Below are 23,199 nucleotides of genomic sequence, written 5' to 3' on the forward strand. Positions count from 1 at the left end.
GGAAAGCGAGAGACCGTCACCAAGACTTGGTGCACCGGGCTGCCGAACTCCGCGGGCGCGCCCGCCTCCGACAGCCACAGCCGCACCCCGTGCCGCTCGCACTCCCCCACCAGCGCATCGAGCCCGCGGCCACGATCACCCCGCGGCCGGCCACCGGCCTGGCCGAGGTCTCGCGCTGCCGCCCTTCGGGCGTACCCGGGATGGCGGGCGGCGCAGCCGGCCATCCAGCGCCACCCGCTCTGTCGACGTGCTCGTCACGATGACCGTCCTCGGTCGTCCGGGGTTCGCCACGGCGACACGGACGAGCACCGGCTACGACAAGAGAGCAACAGATTCACTCGAATGCCGCACCCTTGAGCTTCCCCCGGTAGCCGGTGGTTTTCCAGACGTGGTCCGACAGGGCCTGGAGGGAGTCGTCCGTGGCACGAACACCAGGGGGTGAAGATCCTGGAAGGCGCGTTGACACGGGCGGCCGGCGACGAACCGAAGCTCCAGGCGGTGCGCGAGTACCGCGACGAACTCGTCGAACGGATCAAGGGGTCGAAGCCGCGTCCGGGCGCTTGAGCGCGACCCTGACCACCTCCGGGTCGTAGATCGTCCAGAACGGGGGAAGTGAGGCGCGCAGGAAGCCGCCGTGACGGACGTGACCGCGTTGCGGACCCGGCCGGGCTCGCAACGCTTCGCGTGTCGCGTCCCACGTGTACGTTCGCCTGTCGCGGGGCACCCGGACCGGTGTCGACCTCGTGAAGGCGGTTCGGGTGGATCCAGGGCGTGACAGGCTTCGTGTGGCAGTGGTCGTCCACCCGGTCGCCGTGGTGGATCACCCCGGGTTCCGGGACCTGGTATCCCGTACCGCCCGCGACCGCGGCTGGTGCGAGCCGCGGTGGTTCGAGACCACCCGTGACGATGCCGGGACAGGGGTGACGGCACTCGCCCTGCGCGACCACCCGCGGCTGGTCCTGGCGTGTGGTGGGGACGGCACGGTGAACGCGGTGGCCGCCGGGTTGGCGCACACCGGCGTGGCGATGGGAATCGTGCCGATCGGCACGGGCAACCTCGTGGCCCGGAACCTGGGGATCGGCAGCGGGGTGCAAGACGCCGTCACGTCGGCGTTCGACGGGGTGGACCGCCGCGTCGACATGGGTCTGCTGGACGGCCGCCCTTTCGTCGGCATGGGCGGCATCGGTCTGGACGCGGAGATGGTCCGCGACACCTCGCCCAGGATGAAACGCATCCTGGGATGGCCCGCATACCTACCGGCGGTCCTCAAGGGCCTGAGGTCGGGCGCCGGCAGGGTGACCGTCCGGTTGGACGACGGCCCCTGGCTGACCCGCCGCGTCCTGGGCGCGGTCGTCGGCAACATAGGCGCCTTGCAGGGCGGGGTTTCCCTCCTGCCGCAGGCGGATCCCGCCGACGGGCTCCTGGACCTGGCCTTGCTGCGTAACGTGCACACCAGGGGTTGGCTCGTCACGGCGGGACGCCTGATCGGTTCCCGCCGGGTGGACGGACCGGCGGTGGAGCGGTTCCGGTTCCGACGCCTGGAGCTGCGCAGCAGCCGCACCAAACCGTTCGAGGTCGACGGAGAAGTCTGCGGAACAACCAGGTCGCTGAAGGTCGAGGTGGACCCCGGAGCGCTCGTCGTCAAGGTGCCGACGTGAACTCGACGATCCCCGTCCGCTCGAAAGCCGTCGTCGATCGCCGGCTGCGATCAACACTCCGGGTGACCGCGAGAGCGCTGGCGCGGTTGCCGCGCGAGCATGACGACCTGCACGCGGCGAGCATGGTCGGAACCGAGGATGCCTCACTCCCCTGCCCGGACCGGCACAGCACCAGCGACGGCCGGCAGGTGACCGCCGCCACGGTTGCCCGTCGCGCGAGGGCGCACCGATCCTGCCGGGGGCTGCGCTGCTCCGTGATGAGCTCTTGGCAGGAGTTGGGAGACGGGTTCAGGACAGCGACCGCAGGCGTTGCGCCTTTGCCGGCCCGTCGATGTGACCGGCGGTGATCGCCGGGCTGGCGGCGCTCGACTCCCTCAACCCCGCCACGATCGCCGGCGTGACCCTGATCCTGCTCGCCCCGTTGCGCCGTCCGGAACTGACGGCGCTGGCCTACGTGAGCGGCGCGTATCCCGTGGTGCTCGCGGTGGGGACCGCGCTGTTCGTCGGAAGCGGCGAACTCGGTGGGGTCGTACAGGACGCGGGGGCATGGGCGCGCCACCACACCGGGATGCCCCCGTGTGAAGGACATCGAAGTCGAGCAGAAGTACGCACTGCCCGACGCCCCCGCCCTCGTCGACCGGCTCACCGCGTCGGCCACCACCACGGTCAGACCAGCCGACCGCAGAGCCGCGCTGCACCTCGACACGTCGCCGGCCAGTCCTCGGCCGCCTCGTCAACGGGTAAGAACCCATGTCGCCTGACCCGCCGGGCAGACCGTTCCCACGGCCGGACCCCGTGGCCGACGTCTGGCACCCCACAGGCATCGCCCGCCTTCACGATCGCGCCCTCATCGACTGACCGAGGAGCGCTCGGCCGACAACCACAAGGCGAGTTGCGTGGCACTCCTCAGCAGGGGGTGGGAACCGAGCCGGTCAGACCGCGTAGGTAGCGGGCCGTATTCGCCTCGTCGAGGGCGCCGTTGGCGGAGCACAGCGCGTCTGCGGCAGCGGCGACATCGATCCGCCACAGCGTCATCCCGCTCTCCGCGTCCCTTACGAGGATCCCGTTGGCGGGCGTCGGTTTCAGCGGCACGGTGTCCGGGCAGGTCGCCTGTTCGGGGACAGGTCGCCGGTGCCACGCCGCCCCCTGCACACCCTCCGCGACATCCCACGAGATCACGCCGCCGGACCTGCAATCCGCTTGGACTACCGTGTCACCATCGGAGGTGAAGGCGATCCAGCCGTACGCGTCCCCGCCTCGGAGGTACCGGCGTTCCTCCGGATGGGTGAGATCTACCAGGACAACCCGCCCGTCGATGTCGGCGATTCCCAGGGTGGCCCCGTCCTCGGTGATCGCCAGGGCTCGAGCAATGACCGGTTCGGAGACGCGCACCGGATCGACGTAGCGATGGCCATCCCAACGCCAGATCTCGACAACCGAGCCACCCTCGCTGACTCTGGCGGAGACGGATCTGAGCGAAAGAGCGAGGAAGCGGCCGTCGGAGGTGGTGACGAACCCACCGCCAGTGGACTCCCTCACCGGGAAGACCTGCACGACCTCGCCTGTCGCGACGTCGAGGAGACCGGGGCCGCCGTCGGACTCGACCAGCAGCCGCGTGCCGTCACCGACGAACGCGACACCCACTGCGCCGTCCAGCACCGCCCCGGGCCATGCCCTCGGCCACCGCGCGATGGCAGCGCCGGTGTCGGCGTCGAGGACGTGAACGGATTCCTCCTCCAGGACGGCGAGCCGCCGCCCATCCGGGCTGAGCGCCATCCTTGGCTCCTCCGGCCACAAGCCGGTCTGGAACTGCCGGCGCGTCTCCAAGGTCGACAGGTCCACGACGTCGATCCCGTCCTTCCGGCCGAACGCCGCCACCGGTGCCCGTGCCGCGACGGCTGCCGACAGGATCGGCCGTGAATTCGGTGTGCTCGCCGGCGACCGGTGGTCGACGGTCGGTGTGGACACCACGACGTCACCGTTCATACTGATCGAGACGACCACGTCACCCGTTCCGGACAGCGCGGAATCCACCGTAGCCGAACGGTGGGTAACCAGGTCGGTGCTGCGGCCGGTCACCGTGTCGACCGCCACGATCCGCGTCCCCGACGTCGCCGCGATGGTCCGGCCGTCAGCAGACACGTCCACCGTGGTGCCCGGGGTCATGCCGGCCAGAGGCACGTCGTCAAGCCGCGCTCCGGTCTCGTGCCACCGCTGGACGACGCCCTCCCCGACCAGGAAGAGTTGGCGCGCATCGTGCGCAACAGCGTGCAATCGCCCCTCGTCCGGGACCACTACCGGATCGCCGGACCAGGAGGCGGTTTCCAGACGCAAGGCGTGGATGCCGTCGGGGAACGACACGTACAAGTACGTGCTGTCGCGGTCGAACTCCACCATCGGCATCGAGGGCGGCGCAGGCCGCGTGGGCACGACCACCTCCTCCCCCGTGTCGACGCGCCAGAGCCGCACCGTCTGCACGTCCGAATCCGAGTCGACGTGCGTCATCCACCGGCCATCGGGAGAAAGATCGAAGTCGTCGACCATGCCGGCACCCGGGACAGTGCGGACGACCTTCCGTTCGGCGGTGTCCCAGACAATGAGGTCGCGGCCGTCGGAGGCGACGAGTACCGACCCGGTGCGGTCGAACGAGAGGCCGTTCCAGGTCATGCCGAACTCCGGCTCCGGCTTGCCGGTGCGCAGCCGTCCCACCTCTCGACGCTCCCGCACGTGCCACATCGTCACCTCCGGGTCACCCTCGTGGGCGAACGCCACGACCGACCCGTCACCGGTGACCGCGACTCGGGATGCCGTGCCGGAGGATGCGTGCATGAAGGTACTGGGCTGGTCACTTCCTCGCCGCGGGTAGGCCAGGATGTGGCGGTTCTCGTCCAGCCTGCGCAGCAGCGCCCCACCCGATTCCGCCGTTCCCGCCACCGCGCGGGATGCCAGCGCCAACTGCGCGGCGAGCTGCGGGTCGGTGGCGGTTCGCACGTCGGACTCGGCGGCCAGTGCGCGGGACAGCGCGACCCGGGCCTGCGCGTCGGCGCGGTCTCGCTGCTCCAGCGCGACGCCGCGCTGCCAGAAGGCGACACCGCCGGCGACCAGCGCGAGGACCAGCAACCCGGACAGCACCGAGACCAGCCGCCGCTGCTGCCGCACGTCCTCGCTGAACAACCGGTCCTTGGCCACGCCGTGGATCGCCGCCGCCACCGCCGCGGCCGAGTCGCGGAAACCCGCGCGCTCGATGCGTTCCCGGTGGCCGCGCAGGTCGATCCACAACGGTTCGGCGTCGAACCACCCGCGCGCCGCCTCGGGCAGCGCGGTGGACCGGTCGTGGTCGAAGTCGCCCGCCGCGTCGTCCCAGACCAGCTCGCCGGCGGTGAGGACGAGGAAGAAGTCGTCGCGCGAGCGCTCCTCGCGCCACAGCGCGACCTCCTTGCCCACCCACGTCGACGCGGCGGACTCGGGCGAGGCCAGCAGCACGAACGTCCGCGACCGCAGCAGCGCGCGCTCGATGGCCGTCCACAGGTTCGGTGCGGCGGCCAACGCCGTGTCGTCGCGGAACACCCGCAACGCCGACATCCGGTACCAGCGTCGCCCCAGCCGGTGCAGCGTGCGCTGGAGCGCCTTGGCGACCGGTCGGTCACCGCGATGGCTGTAGGAGATGAAGCTGTCGTAGTCCGTCCCACTCACCAGGTACCAGTCTCCGCATCGAGGGGTCGACCGAGCCGTCGAGTGTAGGAGACTCCTTCCGATCCCCGCAGCGGTTCACCGGCACGACACCCGTCCGACCGCTTGTTGCGGCACCGGCAGACGGTGAGCGGTGGATCCACCAGTACAAGGCGGCGCCGACAGCGCACAACGTCATCCGCAGCGTGTGGTCGACGAACCACCCGGGCGATCACGAGGATGGTGAGCCCGCTCCGTCAACCCGAACGGGCGATGACCGCGGCTTGGGCGTCGCAGTAAGCCCTGCCCAACGCGTACGGCACGACCTATGATCAGTCGTGCGCCAGTCGCAGGGGCCGGTTCGCACAAACCCGAGAAGAATGGCCGAAGCGTCGCCCGTACATGCTTCTCGTCCACGAGTGAAGCAAGACCTTCGGACGACCGAAGTGCGGCTCCGAATCCCTGGGATCGACGGAGGCCCTCGTCCTACCGGTTCGCCCAGGTGCACGAAGGGGGTGGTGGATGACAACGGAGAACACGGCGCATGCCCAGTCGATAGCGGCGATGGTCCAAGCCGGTGTCATCAACGGCGGGGTCACCTTGCACACCGACCGAGCGCCCTCCTCGATTCCCTACAACCTGCCCTCCGGCACGCGCCGCTTCGTCGGCCGCGCGGCCGAGATCCGACGGCTGAACGAGCTGGTGACGTCGTCGTCCGGCAGCCGGGTCTGCGTGCTCGACGGACCGCCCGGAATAGGCAAGACCGCCTTGGCCGTTCGTTGGGCGGACGTTCAACGCGAGTTGTTCCCGGACGGCCAGGTTTACGTCGACCTGCGCGGTTTCGACGAGACGCGAGCCGCGCTCGACTCCGGTACCGCGGCCTGGTTGGTCCTCAACGCGTTGCACGTGCCGCTGGCGTCCATTCCGCCTGACCCCGACGCCCGGACGGGGTTGCTGCGCGGCATGCTCCACCAGCGGCGGTTGCTGTTGATCCTGGACAACGTGCGCGACAGCGCGCAGGTCCGGCCGCTGCTGCCCACCTCGCTCGATTGCTTCACGCTGGTGACCGCGCGGCACCGTCTCGACGGCTTGGACGTGCACCACGACGCCGAACGCATCCCGTTGGGGCCGCTGACCACCGAGGAATCCGTCCAGTTGCTGGCGAGGCGGTTGGGCACCTCCCGCGTCGAGTCGGAGAACAAGGCCGTGGAGCGCATCGTGGCGGCCTGCGGTGGACACCCTTTGGCGCTGAACATCGTCGCCGCACGCGCCGCAGACGAACCGGCCAGCCTGCTGACCCCCGTCGTCAAAGCCCTGGAGAGCAAGGACGCAGCCCTGGACACCCTCCGGATGCCGGACGTGGCCGACATGCGGGCGGTCTTCGCCCTGTCCTACGACAACCTGGTACCAGCGGTGGCAGAGGGGTTCCGGACGTTGGCGCTGCACCCCGGCTCGGAGTTCAACGCATCGGCTGCGGCGGCGATGATCGACGGCGACCTCTTCCAGGCTCGCGAGGTCATCAGCGAACTGATCCGATGCCACCTGCTGAGCCGCACATCGGCCGGTCGATACGCGTTCCACGCGTTGACCCACGCCTTCGGCGCGGACACGGCGAAGCGGTTGGACTCCGCGCAACGGTGTGCGTCGGTACTCGTCGCGCTGCTCAACCACCAGGTGCACGCGGCGAGTCGCGCCGACCGGCTCATCAACGCCCACCGACGGCCCGTGCCGATGGAGCCCTGCCTGCGCCCGGACCTCCTGCCGAGCCTCGCGAACCGCGCCGACGCGTTGGCGTGGTTCGACGCGGAGTACGACAACGTCCTCGCCGCGATCGGCGTCGCAGCCGAGAACGAATTCCACCCGTACGTCTGGCAGCTCGCGTGGACGACGTCGAACTTCGCGTACCTGACCGCGCGCCGACAAGAGTGGATCGACACCCACGCGACTGCTCTGGTCGCGATCCGGAAACTCGGCGACGCCCAGGTCGAGGTCCGGTTGCAGCAGCAGCTCGCCCGGGCACATCGGGAGAACGGCGACCACGAGCGATCCGCGGAGCTGTACCTCGAGGCGCTCGACAACCTGGACATGCTCGGCGACGTGCCAGGACGCGCGAACGCCTTCAACGGCCTCGCTGCGGCGCACTTGCACGCCCGCTCGTTCGATCGAGCCCTCGACGCCGGGTCACGTGCCCTCGAACTGTACGAACTCCTCGGTGACGACACCGGGACCGCCAGTACCGCCGGCCTGCTCGGCCAGGCGTGCCGAGCCCTGCGCGAGCCGGTTGAGGCCAAGCGCTACCACCAGCGCGCCGAAGAGCTGTACACCCGGTCGGGCAACCTCTACGGGCTGGCGCACGTCGCCGACTCGATGGCGGACCTGGAGTCGGACGCCGGCCGAGTCGGTCCGGCCGGGACGCACCTCAAGCGGGCGGTAGAACTACACCACCAGGTGGGCAACCTGAATTACGCGGCCAAGTCGTGCCGGCGACTGCGCGCACTGCTGCCCGACTCTGACCCGCTGGCGCAACTGCTGTCCGCAGCGATCGCCGCGCTGGAGGACAACCGCACGGCGGCGGCATCCGCGCTGGTGCGCGCAATCGCGCGGCCGGGTTGACCTGTGGGGTGCCAGGACCCTGCAGTGGGGTACCGAGCTGCGGCGACTCTGCCCCTGGGCCTTCCGGGGGGGTGATCGTGAGGTGTGGCATTACGACTGCTGCACCCACGGCGAGTTCACCTGGTCGTCGCAATACTTCGATGACGGAGGTGCGCGCACGGGAGCCGGCGACGGGCGCAGGCGGTGCGTCACGCGCGGCCCGGCGCCGCCGTGGCCGGGAGCGCGGGCCGGTAGGGGTGGGCGGTGCCGCGGGTGGAGGTGATGCGCTCGTGGACGCTGGGGTGGACCTCGTCCCCGGGGGCGATGACGCGGTGGTGCCGGCCGGGGCCGACGAGGGCCCAGGCGATGCCGTTGGGGTGGATGGCGCCGAGGGCGTGGGTGGACGGCGGGCCGTCGTCGATGGGCACCGTGACGTGCCGCAGGTACGCGGCGGGGTCGACGCGCAGCCCGGCCGTGACGGCGCCGCGGAGGACCCAGTGCAACGCGATGTCGGACAGGCGGTGGTCGTCGGGGAAGGTGCCCCCGACGTCGCTGTGCGCACCGGCGAACCACATCTCGCGCAGCCGCCCGCCGTGGCCGGTCTCCGCCCGGTGGAAGCGGTACTCCTCGTAGTGGCGGCGTCGTTCGTCGATGGCCAGCGCGTGCCTGCCGCACGTGACGTTGGGCAGTTTCCGGGTGAAGGGCCAGCGGGCCTGCTCGTAGCGGGCGCGCCAGTTCAGCCAGCCGACCGTCTTGACGGTGTCCCACACGCCCAGGTAGCGGATCTGCGCCGCGAAGCGCCCGGGGAAGTCGGGGTTGCCGAACTTGTCCTGGAAGTCCGAGCACGAACTCCAGAACGCGGCCTCGTCCCGCCCGCGCCCGGCCCTGCCGCTGCGGGTGTAGAGCTTGAGCGCGTAGGGCACGAGGTTGTCCGCTCCGGGCCGCAGCAGGCCGACGGTGCGCAGCAGGCCGGCGAGGGCTCGGGCGGTGTAGGCACCGCGGCTGAACCCGAACAGGAAGATCCGGTCCCCCCGGCGGTAGAAGCGCATCAGGAAGCGGTACGCCTCCTCGATGTTCTCCCGCACGCCGTAGCCCACGACCACGCCCGCGAACCGGGTCGCGGCCTTGCCCAGGCCGGTGACGGCGCCGCGGGCGCCCATCGTGCCGACACCCGGGCTGTAGTAGACCACCTGCCCCTGGTCCTTGACCGCGATGTCGTAGGCGCGGGCGACGTTGGTGGTGCCGGCTTCGGGTTCGTTGCAGGTGCCGTCCAGGCACAGCACGAGGTTGCGGCCGGTGTCCTCGGGTCGGCGGGTCGTCACACGTCCTCCACGTGGTCGGGCGGGGCGGGTACCGCGACGTGCGCGGCACGAGGGGGCAGCGCGGCGCCGACGTGATCGAGCCGCTCACTCGACCAGCGGTGGAACGGCCGGTGACCGTTCCTCCTGCCCCGCTGCCGGCGAGGCAGGAGGACGACGGGCAGGGGACGACGGGGGCGACGACCGTCCGTCGTCAACCGCGGTGCCGGGACCGCGTGCCGCGCGGTTGGCGGGGCGGGATGGCGATGAGGGTGCGGTAGTGGCCGGGCGGGTGGGGCTCGCCGACGGGGCGGTGGTCGACCTCGACCCAGGCGTGGGCGGCGAAGGGGTGGGTGCGCACCCCCGTGCACCAGGTGGGCCAGGTGCCGCGGGCGCGGCAGAGCAGGGCGGTGGCGATCGAGCGCTGCAGGCAGCCCTGCCCCGCGCAGCGCAGGCTGACGGAGACCACCTCGACACGGGCGGCGGCGGCCTGGGCCGCGGTGGCGGGCCGGGCGCCGCGGCGGGCGGTCGCCAGGACGGCGCGCAGGCGCCGGGGGCTCACCCCGGTCAGCGGCCGGGCGAGGGCCACCGCGAGCAGCGGCAGCAGGCGCCGGTGCACGGGCAGGCGGACGCGCTGTTCGAGGGTGACGGGGACGGTCATGGCCCGGTCACCAGGTTCGCCGCCCGGAGCCGGTCGGTGATGGTCGTGACGTCGGCCCTGGCCCGCTCCGGGGACAGGCCGTGGCGGGTGGCCAGGTCGGCGGCGACCCGTTCCGGGGGCTGGTCGGCGAGCAGGGCGTGCAGGATGCGGGTGCCCGTGGGGTTGAGCTGCCAGTAGCGGCCGCTGCGTTCGTCGAGCAGCACGGTGCCGTGCTCGGTGTCGGTGGTGGTCACGTCAGGGCGCAGGCGCAGGCGCAGGTTCATCGTTGCTCCCGGGGTCCGGTGCGGTCATCGCGTGCGGGGTGGCGGCGGTCGCGGAGGTGAGCGCGGAGGTGGCCGCGGTGGTGGCGCGGAGCCAGGTCTCGCAGCCGATCAGGTCCTCCAGCGCGAACAGGGCCGTGTTGTCGGCTTGGGGCGCCGTCATGCGGTCGCGGAGCGCGTCGGGGTCGACCAGGCCGGCACGAACCAGGGCGGAGTCGGCGAAGAGGGCCAGCACGGCGGGCAGGTTGCGGGCCAGTCCGTCGCGCACGTCCTGCCCGAACTCCCCCTTGGTCGTCCGGGCGGAGATCTCCGGCGGCAGGATGCCGCGCAGGGCCTCGGCCTGCAGCGGCCGGTATCGCCAGGGGGTGCGTCGCTCGTGCGCGCGCACCGACAGGGCGACGTCGACGACCCGGTCGTCGAAGCAGGGCATCTCCAGCCGCACACCGGCCTGCGCGAACACCCGCGCCAACGACCGGTAAGCGGGTCCGCTGCCGCCGAGCACGGCGAGGGTGGCGTGCTGCCCGCGCTGCGGTGCCAGGGGCTCGGCGTGCTCGGCGGTGGCGCGCAGCACCCGGCGGGCGGCCGCGACCGCCTCCGGGGTCGCCCACGCCGAGGCGCGCAGCGCGGGGCCCCACCGCAGGCACGTCGGCGCGTAGGGCGAGGGCCGCGGCCCGGTCAGCAGGTCGGCCTGCTCGCGCCACCAGGCGTCCGGGCCGCGCCGGTCGGCCAGCGCCCTGATCACCCCCGACCACGGCCAGCGGCGCAGCGCGCGGAAGCCGCGCAGGTGGGTCAGCGCCGCCTGCGGCCGGGTGCGCAGCAGGTCGTGCAGGTAGGCGGGGCTCTCGTGGAAGACCTCGTCCCCGCCGTGCCCGGCCAGGTGCACCCCCACGCCGTGCTCGGCCAGCAGGAGCGCGGTGCGGGTGGTGCGGGCCAGGGTCCGGGCGAACCGGTACGGGGCCTCCGGGTCGCCGGGGCGGCCGGGATCGCTGAACAGGGCGGGCAGTTCGCGCTGGGGCACGACCAGGTGGCGGGCCGCCGGGAGCGCTGCCGCGGCGCGGGCGGCGAAGGCGGCGTCGTCGTTGCCCGCCTCGGCCTCGCCCCACCGCAGCGTCACCAGCCCCGCGCCGGCGTCGGCACCGGCGGCCAGGAAGCACAGCGAGGTGGAGTCCACCCCGCCGGACAGGTCGCTGCCCCACGGACCGGTGTCGGGGCGGCGCGCGGCCACGGCCTCGGTCAGCGCCTGCCGCAACCGCCGCGCCCCCACCGCCAGCGGCACCTCCGGGGCCGGCGGAACCCACCGGCGCACCTCACGCGCGGCGCGACCGTCGGCCTCCACGCGCAGGTAGTGGTCGGACCGCACGGCGTGCACGCCCCGCCACAGCGGGCGCCCCGCCAGCGGCGGCGGTTCCCGCCCTCCGCACACCACCCGGGCCGCCAGCAGCTCCTCGTCCACGCCCGCACCGGTCAGCGCGGCCAGCCAGTCGGCGCGGTCGCCCGCCACCACCAGCCCGTCGTGGCGCGTGTGGAACACCTGCCGCAGGCCGCTGAGCGTGCCCTGCGCCCGCACCACCCCGTCGACCGAGACCACCACGTGCGCGCAACCGGCGAACGTCGACGCGCCGAAGTCCTCCACCCGTCCGATGCGCGCGGCGACCTCGGCCGCCCCGGCGGCGGTGACCGGCGACGTGCCGATCACCGCCACCAGGGTGGACCCGCTCCGGGCGAGGGTGAGCTCACCGGGCGCCCACGACCCCACCAGCCACGGCCGTCCCGAGGCGTGCGGCACGACCTCGCACCCGGCCACCGCACCGGTCAGCCCCGGCCACCACGACCGGGTTCCCGGCGCGTCCGGCAGCACCAACCAACCTCGCCCGGACATCAGCGCCTATCCCCGGTCGCCCTCGCTGTAGCCGTCGAAGAACCAATGGCCCCACCCGAGGGTGTCCTCGCTGAACCCGCCCACCTCCACCAGGGCAGGCGGCTCGTACGGCATTGCGGTCGTCATCTCCACGTCCATGTCATTCTCCTTGTCTTCCAACGGTTTTACGGCCACGTCCGGCCGCATCGGCTCGGTTTTCCCGTTCGGCGGCGGGAAAACGCCACCCGTCCCAGGAGCACCCCATGAGGGGACCCGCGACCACGGCACGTGCACGACCACCGCCCCGACAGGGCTACGGGTCCGTCTCAGACGGAGGGAGCGCCCGGTGAGCCCTCGGGGGGTGGCGGGCCCTCCGGGGGCGGGGTGATGGTGATGTCCACGCCGCCCCGGATGCCGGTGAGCAGCCGGACGTACGCGGGGACGTCGACGTGCGCGGGGAGGTACTGGGCGGAGATCGGTGGGCCGTAGACCGGGCGGATGGGCAGCACTCCCGCCCAGTGCCCGCCGCCGTCGGCCTTGTCGACGGCCGGTCCGCCGGTGCGGACCTTGGCCGAAGCGCGCTCGATCTCGACCCGGGTGATCGCCGTCCACCCCAGCTCGTCGGTGCTGGGCGGGCGCGAGTCGGCCCAGCGGCCGGGGGCCGCCTGCTCGGTGATCACCCGCAGGGCTTCCTCCTTCTCGTGCCGGTCCTCCACCAGGACAGCGTGCCCGTAGACCACCGCGGAGCGGTAGGCCACGGCGTTGTGCAGGGTCGAGCGAGCCAGCACGAGGGCGTCCACGTGGGTCACCGCCAGGCAGACCATCTTCTGCGGCACCGGCACGGCTCCCGACTTTTCCGGGGTGATCAACCGGGTCATCCGGGAGTCGCGGGAACCGTGCAGGTAGACGACGCCGGTGGGGTTGTCGGGCGGGCCCTTCTCCTGGAAGCCGTAGAGCCGGGGCAGGACGGCGGGCGCCTTGAGGTCGTACCGCGCGTCCGGGGGGCTGTCGGGGTCGGGGGCGGTGAACCCCACGTGGCAGTAGCAGCCCTCCTTGAGGATCGCGTGCACCGTCTTCTTGTCGTACTTGACCAGGTGCCAGGACATGTTGGAGGAGGGCCGGGTGTACTTGTCCGGTTCGTACCGCGGGGGTTTGGGCGGTCCCTGCACCGTCGGTTCGTCGGTGGTCATGTGTTCTCCGGTGGATCGGGTGACGTCCTGGTCGCGTCGAGTTCCGCGTCGGCTGTTCGCCTCGTTCCGCGACCGGACGCTAACAGGGGTTCGGAGCCGCGGACCACGAGTCACTCGGTCGGGTAATCCCAGGTGGAGCGCTGTCGAGACAGGGCAACGGCGCCCCACCATGTGGTGACGGCACATCCCCGGAGGTGAATCCGAACACCGATCGCGCTCGCGGCACGGCGACCGGATGTCATCCGGTAGTCGGAACTTCGCGCCTATCCGGTTGGTGCGCAACGAGGAACGCCTGCGAGCACCGCGCCCGCCCTATGTCGGTTCCGTACCCGCAGGTGTCACCGCGGGCATTCGCGCACGGCGCAGATCACCTCCCGGGCGGTCGACAACGCGGCCCGAACACCGGCAGGGGTCAACTCGATGAGCACGACCGAAAACCTCTCGGCTCTGCCCGAAACGGAGATAGACCCGCCTGCGGACAACGACTTCGCGCAGCAGAAGGCCAACTTCCTCGGGTACTGCGCCCGGTTGTGGGGTGGCGCGCTGCGCGAACCCGACGGCGACAGGCCGGTGGAACCCCACCAGTACTGGGGCTGCGTGCTGTCGATGGGCCGCACCGAGGGCAACGTCTACGCGATCACCCCTCGCTGACCCCGGCCCTGCCGCGGCCGGGCACGGGTCATGGCCGCGGCAGGGGCGCACGACGACAACGGATGACCACGGAGGAGACACGCGCGGGCTGATGACGGTCCTGCCGGCCACCACCACCGCCGCCCTGCTCACCGGCCCGGCGACCGCAGCCCAGGCCGGTCCGCTGCACGTCGGCTGCCGGTACGGGGCGCGGTCGGCGATGGACACGCCCTCGAGGTCGGGTGCTTCGACTGCGCATCGCGGGTGACCTACGAGGGAGCCGGCGCCATCACGATCAACGCGAGCGGCCGGACCTTTCCTGCTGAACGGTGGAGGGCGGCCCGGCGTCCGACTCGACCAGCGTCCACGACGCTCGGGGCTCTGGCTGCCTGCAACTGCCGTAGTGCTCCGGCCGCGAGCACTACCCCCAGCTCGGGAGGCGCCACGATCCGCTGTTCCCGTGGCCGGTGACGCGGCCACCGCCGGGCACGGGGCGACTCACCACCCCGGTGGTCGGCGCCCCGCTGCTCGATGCCCGTTCGTGCGCGCGGTCCCCGTCATTTCCACGGGACCTTCGTGGAGGTCCAGCCGGAGACCTTCCGGTCCTGGCGCCGGAGCGGCGACCTTCGGCGGTGACGGCGGCGACGTACAGGACGGTGCTGCTCTCGATGCCTTCACGCGTCACCCGAGACACTACAGACGACCGACTGCCCGAGGCTCAGCGAGCAGTCGGTCGAGCCCCGGTCGGCGATGACCTCGACGCCCGACCGCGTCAGGTCCTCGTCAGCGCGGTCAGCGCGGTGGGCGCCGTGACGGTGAGGGACGCCCAGGACGTCCCGGGGTCGCGGCGAACCCGACCCGGGTGTCGGTGCTCCGGCCGTCCTCCCCGACCGTGGTGGGCAGCAGCCCGACCGCGGTCCCCGCGGGCCTCGGTGACTTGACGACGAGGGTGGACTTGGTGTGCCCGGTGACCCCACCGCACACCGGCAGAGGAAGTGCTCGGTCGCGGTACCGCCGGCGAGGGTACCTCGCCGGCATACCGAGGAGCCGCCCTCACGGCCGGCAGACGCGACACCGGGGTCACCGCTCCCCTCGACCGGATGCCCCGACCGGAGCGCGGATCCGGGTCGCCCGCGCGGCATGCCCGCCCGGGTCACCGTGTCGCCCCCGCCTCGGGCGTGCCGACGGACTGGGGGTAGCGGAACCGGTTGAAGGGGTCGTAGATGCCCTTGACCGCGACCAGGCGCTCGTAGTTGGCCCCGTAGTAGGCACGTGACCAGCCGCGCAGGTCGGGGTCGGGGAAGTTGACGTAGGCCGCGTCGGTGCCCAGCCGGACGCGCAGGTCGTCGTGCAGGGAACGGGTCCGTTGGAGCAGCCGGTCCACCTCCTCGACCGGGGCGCCGGGCGCCCACCTGCTGCCGATGTCGATGACGAAGCGCGCCGCGCGGTGGGGGTAGGCGGTCTCGTGCGGTCCGGGGTCCGCTGCGGCGCCGCCCATGGCGAACAGGGTCACGTAGCCGTCCGCCCGCGCCGAACCCGGGTCCCAGTCGCGGACCCACCCGATGACCGCGGTCAGCGCGCCCACGTCCAGCCACCTGTCGGGGACGAGGGATTTCGAGGTGTAGCACTCCCTGTGCTCCGGGACGTCCATCAAGCGGTCCTGCGCCTCCCAGAACGGGAGTTCCTCGACGACGGCGCGGGTCGAGCGCAAGGCCAGCAACCTGTGGAACAGGCGGCGCAGGACGGCCTCGGGGCCGAGGCGCTGCCCGAGCACCCACAGCGACGCCTCGCCGTCGCGCGTGTGCCGGAACCCGATCCGGACGTCGAGGGCGCGGGTGTGGTCGGTGTCGAGCAGGTGCTGCAGCTCCTCGACCACCGGGACACCGGCCTCCGGGGCGAAGGTCAGGTCGAAGACGGTGGCGCGCAACCGCTCCACCGGCACGGCGTCGAAGACGAAGGCGGTGTTGACGCCGAAGTTGCCACCCGCCCCGCCGCGGCAGGCCCAGAACAGGTCGGCGTTCTCGTCCTCGCTGGCGCGCACCAGAGTGCCGTCGGCCAGCACGACGCGGGTCTCGACGAGCCGGTCGCAGGTCAACCCCCACTTGCGGTCGTTGAACCCGAGCCCGCCGCCGAGGGTAAGCCCGGCCACGCCGACACCCGGGCAGCGCCCACCGGGAAAGTACAGCCCCGTGCCGCGAGCGTCGTACACGTCGGAGTTGGTCGTGCCACCGCCCAGGTGCAGCCGCCGTCCGCGCGGGCGCACCCAGTGCATGGACCGCCCCATGCAGATCACCACCCCCTCGCCGGTGGTCGAGTAGCCGGCGTAGTTGTGGCCGCCCGACCGGAGCCTGAAGGGCATCCCGTCCCTCGTGCACCACCGCACGGCGGCCTGCACGTCGTGCTCGTCCTGGCAGACGATCTCCCTGAGCGGGGGTGGGGAGGCGTAGCGCTGGTTGTCCACCGGGGCGCAGTCCGCGAAGCGCCGCGCGGCGGTGGACGACCAAGCGGCCGGGCTGAGGGTCCGGCGCAGTTCCCGCCAGGCGGCGGCGTCCACGCCGAGCCCGGTACCCGCCGCCACTGGGGAGGCGCTGTGCTCGAAAGCCACCGCGGCCGCGGTGGCGGCACCGGCACTGAGCAGGGTTCTCCGACTGACCGGCATGCTCGTTCCCTCCACTGCGTCGATCCCGGCACGGACCGGACATGGGCCGCAGGATCCACCGATGCGACCGGACCGGGTGGGACCTGCGACAGACGCCCACAGGGGGCACCCGCACGATCAGCATCTCCGCACCGGTTGGGCTCGGGAAGGCCGTTCAGCCAGCCGGGTCAACGGGTTCATCCGAACTCGCGGGTCCACAGTGGTTGGTCGGCACCCGAAGGGATTTCCCGCCACGCGGCGTGGGTGCCGAGTCCGAAACCGGCGGAGGCCGTCGGCGCTTCGGGCTCCCGATCGCGGAGGAGGGCCGCCGCGTCGTCCTGATCCTCGAAACCGACCCCGGTACCGACCACCGCGCCCGGAGCCGCGCCGACCGGTGCGAGGTCGCCGGCTTCCGCGCCACCCGGACCGACCAACACCACACCCGCCCGACCGACTGCCCCCGCCCGCGGCGCCCAGGGACGCACCGCCGCGCCGAACACCCACGCCGTCGTCCACCGATCGTGTCGCGGTGGTTCGCGGCGGTGCCGAGGACGTCGATCCGGGCGGAACGCGCGATGATCGGAACGCGGTGGTGCCCGGCACCAGCCGGGCCGTGCGGGAGTCGACGGCCGGCGTCCAGGTGTCGTCCCGGCCCGAGGTCATGGTGCCGTGGTCGACCTCGCCCACACGCACGCGACCGACGGTCTTCTCGCCTTCGGCGCCGCGCCGCACTCGGCGGGGCAGATCGTCCACTGCCCATCGTGCCTGCTCCGGGTAGTGGGAGCCGTCGTGGGCGGTCGCGCGGTCGCCGGTCTCCGACTGGGGCTGTCGCGTCCGCGCAGGTGCCGGTCCCGGCGCGTGAGCGGCGTCCGGTGATCGCCGGGGCGTCCGTGCCGGCGCAGCCCCGGATGCAGCACCGGTGGGTGCAGGATCGCGAAGCCCGACCAGCACCGTGTCCAATGCTTCCCGCCATGCCGTGAACGCCGAGCACCGCCGCGAAAGGGTTGTCAGGTCGAAGGCGTTCTCGGCCTCAAGGCGGCCCACTGCTCGGCGAGATCGTGGTGTGCCGATCCCCTCAGCACGTCCAGCAGCCCGGTGCGGGCATCAGCTCACAGTCGCTCCGCGTGCCGCACCGCCGCCATCGCCTCGTCCGCCTTGCGTTCGACCACGCTCAATCGGGCCGAACACACCGATCTTGAGGCTCTGGCGCACTTTCGGTGGTGACGGTTAGTCGTACGAGGCCAGGACGTTGGTGACGCCGGTGTGGAGCCGTGTGGCTGGTGGTCGGTTTCCGGCGGCGGTGTGGGGGCGATGGTAGTTGTAGTGCACGTTCCAGACCGCGAGGGTCGGTGCGGTGTTGTTCACTGGTCCGGACGTGCGCGTAGAGGAGTTCCTCGGCCAGGATGCGCTGGTAGCGCTCGACCTTCGGCGAGTTCCAGGGCGATGCGGCGGGCCGACCACTTGCGCTCCCGCCGCAGCCGTTCGATTCGGGCCACCACCTCGGCGGGGGTGGCGGCGGGCTGTCGGTGCGGGGCGCTGGGGCGGTCGGCCAGACCTGCCTCACCGAAGCGGCGGTAGCGGTTGACCCACTTGGAGGCGCACTGGCGTGAGATGCCCATCTCCGCTGCGACATGGGCGGTGGAACGGGTTCTGCAGCGCTGGACCAGGCGGTGGCGGCCTTCGACGGACAGCGGCGCGTTACCGTGAAGCACGGACGGGTCTTTCTGCTTGGCGGACGAGTTGGTCGCACTTCTCGTCCTACCGCCGAAAGACCCGTCCCTCGTCTCAGGCCCTACCAGCCGTCACCAACGTCATGACCCGCAACACCTAGTCGACCAGGACCCTGACCGCGCGGTTGTCCCAGTTGTTGCCGAGGGTGCCCAGACGCGGCCAGTCGTTCTCGACCTCCGTCGAGCGGTACCCGTTCGGGCCGACCAACATCCAGTTGCAGTGGCCGGTGTCGATCTTGCGGACCGAGGACACCCACCGCTGGCCGTTGAGCAGGGGGATGTCGGACCCGGCGTCGGCCGGGGAGAAGTCCGACTCCGGCGTGCAGTCGCCGCTGGGGTTCCAGACCTCCAGGTGGAACCCCCCGTAGTCGGGGTGCTCCCAGAGGTTGAGGACGTGGCTGGCCGCGGGCGCCATCTCCAGCATCTCCGCCTGGGTCGGCGCGCACCGGGTCGTCTCCCCGGCCTGCACGAGGCAGAACAGGTCGGCGGCCTCCGCCTGGGTCGACGCGGCGCCGCCCGCCGGGGCGCCGACCAACAGCGCTCCGGACACAGCCGCTACGCCCACAGCCACGCGCTTCCACATTCGGTTCATTCGCAGTCCGTCCAGGTGGTGTTAAGCAGTAACAAACATTCGGTCTGACTCGTTAATGCTCACCAATGGACCGGCCTGCCGCGCCGCGAACACGGGGTGCCACCCGTACGGCCGCGCGCCGTTCGAGGCGGATTTCGAACGGTTCCGACGCCGGAGTCCACAAGTCCTCGACGTCAACCCGATCGGCCGGCAAAGCACTGAAACGGGCTTGAGCAGCGTAAACCCGAAAACCAGGCCCAGGTCCTGAACAGCCGGGAACGGAGAGCGGGCGCGTCGCGTGGCCGAGCACCGCTCGTGGTAATCACCGCAGGACTGCGGTCGTCCCGATCACGACGGTGGAGGCAGCTTCCGTCCGGTGCGCACGGAACACGGAGGACGTCGTGCCCGAGGAGGGCGACGCGGTGCGCCGCGTCTGCGACCGGTCCCGTCGAACTCCGCCTGCCACGGCCCCGAGCGCACCATCACCGCAACCACCAGTCGGTCACGGTGTTGAAGAACACCACGGCGTCAACGGCGCGATCCCTCGTTGGTTCGTCCGGGTGGTGATCGCCCGTGCACCGGCGCGCCGGTCCTCGTTCACGTCAGGGTGGGCCGGGTACGCGTTCGACCATCGAAGTGGAGACGACGTGAGCAAGATTCGCACAGCGGCGGTCGCAGCAGTGGCGGTGCTGGTGTCCGGGCTGGTCAGCACCGCCCCGGCCATGGCCGCCGAGACAGCCAGGATTTCCCGCACGATCCTGCTCGCCTCGACCTCGACCGGAAGTGCCGCGCTGCCGTCCGGAGGCGCCAAGCTGATCACGCTGGCCGCTGGTCGCTACGAGTGGAGGCACCGCATCGCGGGCCTGGACGACCCGGGCAACAGGATGATCACACTGGCCGCGGGTGAGTACCGGTGGAGCTGCAACCTCGTCGGCACCGGGTTGTCACCGGTGAACTACTCCACCCTGTGCCGGCTCGACCCCCAGGCCGCGGGGCGCGCCGCCGCGTTCCTCCCGATCGACGGGCGCACCTACTGGCAGATCCCGGCCGGCGACCGGACCTGGGCCAGCGAGTTGGACCCGCAGTTCTGACGCTTCGTTCCGGTGAGGTGACCTCACCAACGGCGCTGCGGGCGTTGAAGGCGTGATGGTGCCCGGAGAGCCGCTCGACTGTTCACCCGGCGAACTGCACGGCCTGCTCGACCGCCGGGACAGGGATGAGGAATGCCTCGCCCTGCTGCGCGAGCTCGCCGGCATGGGCAATCCGATCGGCGCGATGTGGGCGCTGGGCGCCTGGCTGGTGCGGCACGACCGCGTCCCGGAGGCGGTCCAGTGGTACGCCCTCAGCGCCGAGCACAGCCTGCGGGGAGCGAACCTGCCGGTGGAGAAGTTCGGCGAGTTGGACTGCCTCGAAGAGGCAGAGCGTCCACTACGGGTACAGGCCGCCAAGGCGGGCGGGGTGGCCAGCATCAAGCCGGCTGAACTGCTCGGGTTGCTCGGACGCCACGACGAGGCCGACTCGGTGCTCCGGGAGTCGCTGGAGCACGACGAGCCGCATCCACTGCCGGGCCGCACGTCCGCGCCACCGACGATGTGCCACCTGGTGAAGGCGTCGCGGCGCGCCGGTCGGACGCAGGACGCCACTCAAGTCCAGGCGTACGGATCGAGCCCGGAGGTGCGATCGCCCAGCCGTGGGAACTGCCCACACCCGGCTGGCACCGCCCGGTCACCGTGCCGCCCACCGGGAACCCGTTGCCGCACGCGGGCACGCGTTCGACTCCGCCCGGCGTTCGCTCCTGCCGATGAGCGGACGCCCTCGTCACTGATCGGCGGGCTCGTCGGGGCGCCGCGGCAGGGGCAACGGCGGGTCGCCTGGTGAGGGTGTCTGCGGAGTCCGCTCGGCCTCCGCCCGGATCTCGATGCTCGTCCTGTGGGCGATCGGGTCCCAGATCTCCTGGAACGGCGACATGAGCGACTGCCCTCCGCCGCTGCGGCGGGCACGCACGGCGTACCAGGCGAACCCGGTCAGGCTCAGGGGCAGGCTCAGCAGCGACGCCACGACACCGAGGAGCTCCATGCACCGAGCATAGAGTAACATCGCGTTTCCAGAAACGTTCCGTTACCGAATGGTGGGCGATGGTCAGGTTGACGCGGGCGGAGCAGCAGCGACGCACCCACCAACAGCTGTTGGCAGCCGGACGGCAGGTGTTCCTGCGACGCGGCTTCATCGCCGCGACGGTTGAGGAGATCGCCGCCGACGCCGGCTACACCCGCGGCGCCGTCTACAAGCACTTCGGCGGCAAGGAAGGGCTGTGGCTGGCGATCGTCGAAGCCGACGCGGACACCCACCTGCGCGGACTGCGCGACGCCCTCGCCCGCGCCACCGACCGCGACGACCTGATCGCCGCCCTCACCTTCCTCGACCCGACCGGCGAAGACGCGGCGAAGTGGAGCGCCGCGGCCGCGGAAGTGCTCGCCGCGACGGCGCAGCAACCCGACACCGCCCCCTTGATCGCCGCCGTCCAGCAACGTCACGACGAGGAAGTCGTCTCCCTGCTCACCGAGCACACCCGACGCCTGGGGCTCACCCCCGCGATGCCCCTGCACCAAGCGGTCGTCATGCTGGGCGCACTGGGGATCGGACTGGCCCTGCGTCACACGATCGCCCCGCCCCCCGACTCCGCCGCCATCCTCACCCACGTGCTGGGAACGGTCTTCCCCACACCCGCGCACCCGCCCGGGCAAGCCTCGGCGGGCCGTTGACGGCGAACCGCGGCCTCGGACCCGACCGGGTGTCCGTCGGCGGACCGCTCCGCCCACACGGGTGCGCGGATGCCGTGCGGCCGCCACCGATCCGGTGAGACGACCCACCGGACCGCGACCCGGAGTCGCGCGAGGAGCCCGGCACCCGCAAGGCGCAGTCGGACCGCATCGTCGGACGCGCGGCACGGACACCGACCGCCCGACCATCCCGCTCTGCGCCGAACGCCTCGACGAACGCCCGCTCCGTCCGACGGCAGCGCAGGTCCAGGTGCGCCGTCCGTGACCCGTCCCGTCGGTCAACCGTCCCGGGCGAGTGCGGCGACCACACCGTCGACGACGCCGCGGGAGAACTCGCTACGATGCGGCAGCTCGGTCCGTTGTTCGGGGTGTCGCACGCCGCGGCGCACCGGGTCATCGACACCATCGGCCCGCTGCTCGCCCTGGCCCCGGTGAGGCGCCGCCGGATCGACCAGGTCGCGATCGTGGACGGCACCCTGGTACCCACCCGCGACCACCGCCTGGCCGCACGGTCGAAGAACTACCGCTGCTCGACCAACCTGCAGGTCGCCATCGACGCCGGCACCCGCTTGTGATCGCCACCGGCGATCCGAAACCGGGCAACCGCAACGACTGCACCGTCTACCGCGACTCCGGCATCGCCGACGTACTCGACGGTCGCCCGGTCATGGCCGACGGCGGCTACCAGGGCAATCCCGAAGTGATCATGCCCTACCGCGAACCCCGCGACGGCAGCGAACTCACCGACTGGCAGGAAGACCCCAACACCGTCCACCGGTCGATCCGGGCCCGGGCCGAACACGCCTTTGCCCGCATGAACAATTGGACCGTCCTGCGCGACCACCGCCGCGCCGCCCACACCCTGCGCGACACCGCCTCCGGCATCGCCCGCCTCCACAGCCTCGCCCTCACCGGCTGACCGGGAAGTACTCGAAGCCACCAACCACGAGATCAGTTATGTGACGGCCTTCAGGCGGAGGAGGGCCGGGGCGCCTCCCAGCCGGTCCTCACAAGGGTGTTGAGGGCCGCGGTCGAGGACTCGTCGGCCATGGCGGCTCCGGCCACCCAGCCCGTGGCGAGCACGGCGAGGAAGAGGTCCCGGCCGCGCACGTCCGGTCGGGCGCCACCGTCGCGCTGCGCGGCGGCGAGGAACTCGTCGGTGGTCGTGATGAATCCCTGGCAGGTGAGGGCCAGCGGAGACGGGACCTCGTCGGTCAACGCGACGCGCAGTGGTTCGGGCAGGCCGTCGAACGCGGTCGTCCACCTACCCAGTGCGTCGAGCCACTGGGCGAGTGCCTCGGTGGAGTCGCGCACCTCGGCGCGGATGGCGTCCTGACGGGACGCCAGCTCCGCATCGCGGGCCTCGAGCAGGGCGGCGAGCAGGGCCTCCCGGTTCGGGAAGTGCCGGTAGAGGGTGCCCGGCCCGACGCCCGCCCGCTTGGCGATGGCGTCCAGTGACCCGGTGATGCCGTGCTCGGTGAAGTACTGCTCGGCGACCTCGAGGATGTGCGTCCGGTTCCGCCGGGCGTCCGTCCGGGGCCTGCGCTCGCGGGCTGCTGTCGTCTCGGACACGTCCGGCCACCCCTCGTTGACAATGCGGAGACTGTCTCCGTATCTTCGGTGGAGTCAGGCGGAGACGCTCTCCACTTTAGCGCAGAGGACCG

At 71.9% G+C, this 23,199-nt stretch carries 20 protein-coding genes and 2 pseudogenes; 9 read left to right on the forward strand and 13 right to left on the reverse strand.

Annotation, left to right across the window (positions count from 1 at the left end; translation table 11 throughout):
- Positions 1-438 precede the first annotated feature (438 nt).
- The 3 genes from ACRAKJ_RS23525 to ACRAKJ_RS23535 all read left to right on the forward strand — a co-directional run bounded on the left by ACRAKJ_RS23525 (position 439) and on the right by ACRAKJ_RS23535 (position 2,419).
- Positions 439-564, forward strand: coding sequence for a hypothetical protein (locus ACRAKJ_RS23525; RefSeq protein ID WP_438920997.1), 126 nt, complete (start codon positions 439-441; stop codon positions 562-564).
- Between the two features lie 179 nt (positions 565-743).
- Positions 744-1,658, forward strand: a complete 915-nt coding sequence (locus ACRAKJ_RS23530) for a diacylglycerol/lipid kinase family protein (protein ID WP_447008663.1) — start codon at positions 744-746, stop codon at positions 1,656-1,658.
- A gap of 578 nt (positions 1,659-2,236) precedes the next feature.
- Positions 2,237-2,419, forward strand: coding sequence for a hypothetical protein (locus ACRAKJ_RS23535; RefSeq protein ID WP_438920945.1), 183 nt, complete (start codon positions 2,237-2,239; stop codon positions 2,417-2,419).
- Positions 2,420-2,564: 145 nt separating this feature from the next.
- On the opposite strand, the gene ACRAKJ_RS23540 is transcribed toward ACRAKJ_RS23535, so the two are convergent.
- Positions 2,565-5,351, reverse strand: coding sequence for a toll/interleukin-1 receptor domain-containing protein (locus ACRAKJ_RS23540; RefSeq protein WP_438920944.1), 2,787 nt, complete (start codon positions 5,349-5,351; stop codon positions 2,565-2,567).
- Positions 5,352-5,849: 498 nt separating this feature from the next.
- Between ACRAKJ_RS23540 and ACRAKJ_RS23545 the strand changes: the two genes are divergently transcribed.
- Complete coding sequence (locus tag ACRAKJ_RS23545; RefSeq protein WP_438920943.1) at positions 5,850-7,940, forward strand: tetratricopeptide repeat protein; 2,091 nt, start codon at positions 5,850-5,852, stop codon at positions 7,938-7,940.
- A 188-nt stretch (positions 7,941-8,128) separates the two neighbouring features.
- On the opposite strand, the gene ACRAKJ_RS23550 is transcribed toward ACRAKJ_RS23545, so the two are convergent.
- From ACRAKJ_RS23550 to ACRAKJ_RS23575, 6 genes are all read right to left on the reverse strand, one after another.
- A complete protein-coding gene (locus ACRAKJ_RS23550) occupies positions 8,129-9,241 on the reverse strand; it encodes a DUF2235 domain-containing protein (RefSeq protein WP_438920942.1) in 1,113 nt (370 codons plus the stop codon).
- Between the two features lie 190 nt (positions 9,242-9,431).
- Complete coding sequence (locus ACRAKJ_RS23555; RefSeq protein WP_438920941.1) at positions 9,432-9,878, reverse strand: lasso peptide biosynthesis B2 protein; 447 nt, start codon at positions 9,876-9,878, stop codon at positions 9,432-9,434.
- Positions 9,875-10,141, reverse strand: a complete 267-nt coding sequence (locus ACRAKJ_RS23560; RefSeq protein WP_438920940.1) for a lasso peptide biosynthesis PqqD family chaperone — start codon at positions 10,139-10,141, stop codon at positions 9,875-9,877. Before ACRAKJ_RS23560 ends, ACRAKJ_RS23555 begins: the two co-directional genes overlap by 4 nt.
- A complete protein-coding gene (locus ACRAKJ_RS23565) occupies positions 10,113-12,017 on the reverse strand; it encodes an asparagine synthase-related protein (RefSeq protein ID WP_438920939.1) in 1,905 nt (634 codons plus the stop codon). The genes ACRAKJ_RS23560 and ACRAKJ_RS23565 overlap by 29 nt, the downstream gene beginning before the upstream one ends.
- A 6-nt stretch (positions 12,018-12,023) precedes the next feature.
- Positions 12,024-12,155 (reverse strand): lasso RiPP family leader peptide-containing protein, encoded by a 132-nt coding sequence (locus ACRAKJ_RS23570; RefSeq protein ID WP_438920938.1) that lies wholly within the window; start codon positions 12,153-12,155, stop codon positions 12,024-12,026.
- A 167-nt stretch (positions 12,156-12,322) separates the two neighbouring features.
- Complete coding sequence (locus ACRAKJ_RS23575; RefSeq protein ID WP_438920937.1) at positions 12,323-13,186, reverse strand: pyridoxamine 5'-phosphate oxidase family protein; 864 nt, start codon at positions 13,184-13,186, stop codon at positions 12,323-12,325.
- Positions 13,187-13,606: 420 nt separating this feature from the next.
- On the opposite strand from ACRAKJ_RS23575, the gene ACRAKJ_RS23580 reads away from it, so the two are divergent.
- A complete protein-coding gene (locus ACRAKJ_RS23580; protein ID WP_438920936.1) occupies positions 13,607-13,837 on the forward strand; it encodes a hypothetical protein in 231 nt (76 codons plus the stop codon).
- A gap of 1,132 nt (positions 13,838-14,969) precedes the next feature.
- Here ACRAKJ_RS23580 and ACRAKJ_RS23585 read toward each other — a convergent pair.
- The 4 genes and pseudogenes from ACRAKJ_RS23585 to ACRAKJ_RS23600 form a co-directional block, all read right to left on the reverse strand.
- Positions 14,970-16,421, reverse strand: a complete 1,452-nt coding sequence (locus ACRAKJ_RS23585) for an FAD-binding protein (protein ID WP_438920935.1) — start codon at positions 16,419-16,421, stop codon at positions 14,970-14,972.
- Between the two features lie 230 nt (positions 16,422-16,651).
- A complete protein-coding gene (locus tag ACRAKJ_RS23590; protein WP_438920934.1) occupies positions 16,652-16,954 on the reverse strand; it encodes a hypothetical protein in 303 nt (100 codons plus the stop codon).
- Positions 16,955-17,881: 927 nt separating this feature from the next.
- Positions 17,882-18,166, reverse strand: a pseudogene (locus tag ACRAKJ_RS23595) (helix-turn-helix domain-containing protein); the annotation flags it as partial.
- 115 nt (positions 18,167-18,281) lie between these two features.
- Complete coding sequence (locus ACRAKJ_RS23600) at positions 18,282-18,734, reverse strand: hypothetical protein (RefSeq protein WP_438920933.1); 453 nt, start codon at positions 18,732-18,734, stop codon at positions 18,282-18,284.
- A gap of 668 nt (positions 18,735-19,402) precedes the next feature.
- On the opposite strand from ACRAKJ_RS23600, the gene ACRAKJ_RS23605 reads away from it, so the two are divergent.
- Positions 19,403-19,846 (forward strand): hypothetical protein, encoded by a 444-nt coding sequence (locus tag ACRAKJ_RS23605; protein ID WP_438920932.1) that lies wholly within the window; start codon positions 19,403-19,405, stop codon positions 19,844-19,846.
- Positions 19,847-19,901: 55 nt separating this feature from the next.
- Positions 19,902-20,633: a hypothetical protein gene (locus ACRAKJ_RS23610; protein ID WP_438920931.1), complete on the forward strand. Its 732-nt coding sequence runs from the start codon at positions 19,902-19,904 to the stop codon at positions 20,631-20,633.
- Here the strand turns inward: ACRAKJ_RS23610 and ACRAKJ_RS23615 are convergent.
- Positions 20,574-20,831 (reverse strand): hypothetical protein, encoded by a 258-nt coding sequence (locus ACRAKJ_RS23615; RefSeq protein WP_447008664.1) that lies wholly within the window; start codon positions 20,829-20,831, stop codon positions 20,574-20,576. The genes ACRAKJ_RS23610 and ACRAKJ_RS23615 overlap by 60 nt on opposite strands.
- Positions 20,832-20,890: 59 nt before the next feature.
- Here ACRAKJ_RS23615 and ACRAKJ_RS23620 point away from each other — a divergent pair, with 59 nt between their 5' ends.
- The gene (locus tag ACRAKJ_RS23620) at positions 20,891-21,517 is read left to right on the forward strand and encodes a TetR/AcrR family transcriptional regulator (protein ID WP_447008665.1); all 627 of its coding nucleotides are present in this window, start codon (positions 20,891-20,893) and stop codon (positions 21,515-21,517) included.
- 356 nt (positions 21,518-21,873) lie between these two features.
- Positions 21,874-22,454 (forward strand): annotated as a pseudogene (locus tag ACRAKJ_RS23625) (transposase); the annotation flags it as partial.
- Positions 22,455-22,504: 50 nt separating this feature from the next.
- Here the strand turns inward: ACRAKJ_RS23625 and ACRAKJ_RS23630 are convergent.
- Positions 22,505-23,107 carry a TetR family transcriptional regulator gene (locus tag ACRAKJ_RS23630; protein WP_438922644.1) on the reverse strand — a complete coding sequence of 201 codons (603 nt, stop codon included), beginning with the start codon at positions 23,105-23,107 and terminating at the stop codon, positions 22,505-22,507.
- Positions 23,108-23,199 lie beyond the last annotated feature (92 nt).

The sequence above is a fragment of the Saccharothrix sp. DSM 118769 genome (assembly GCF_052936295.1).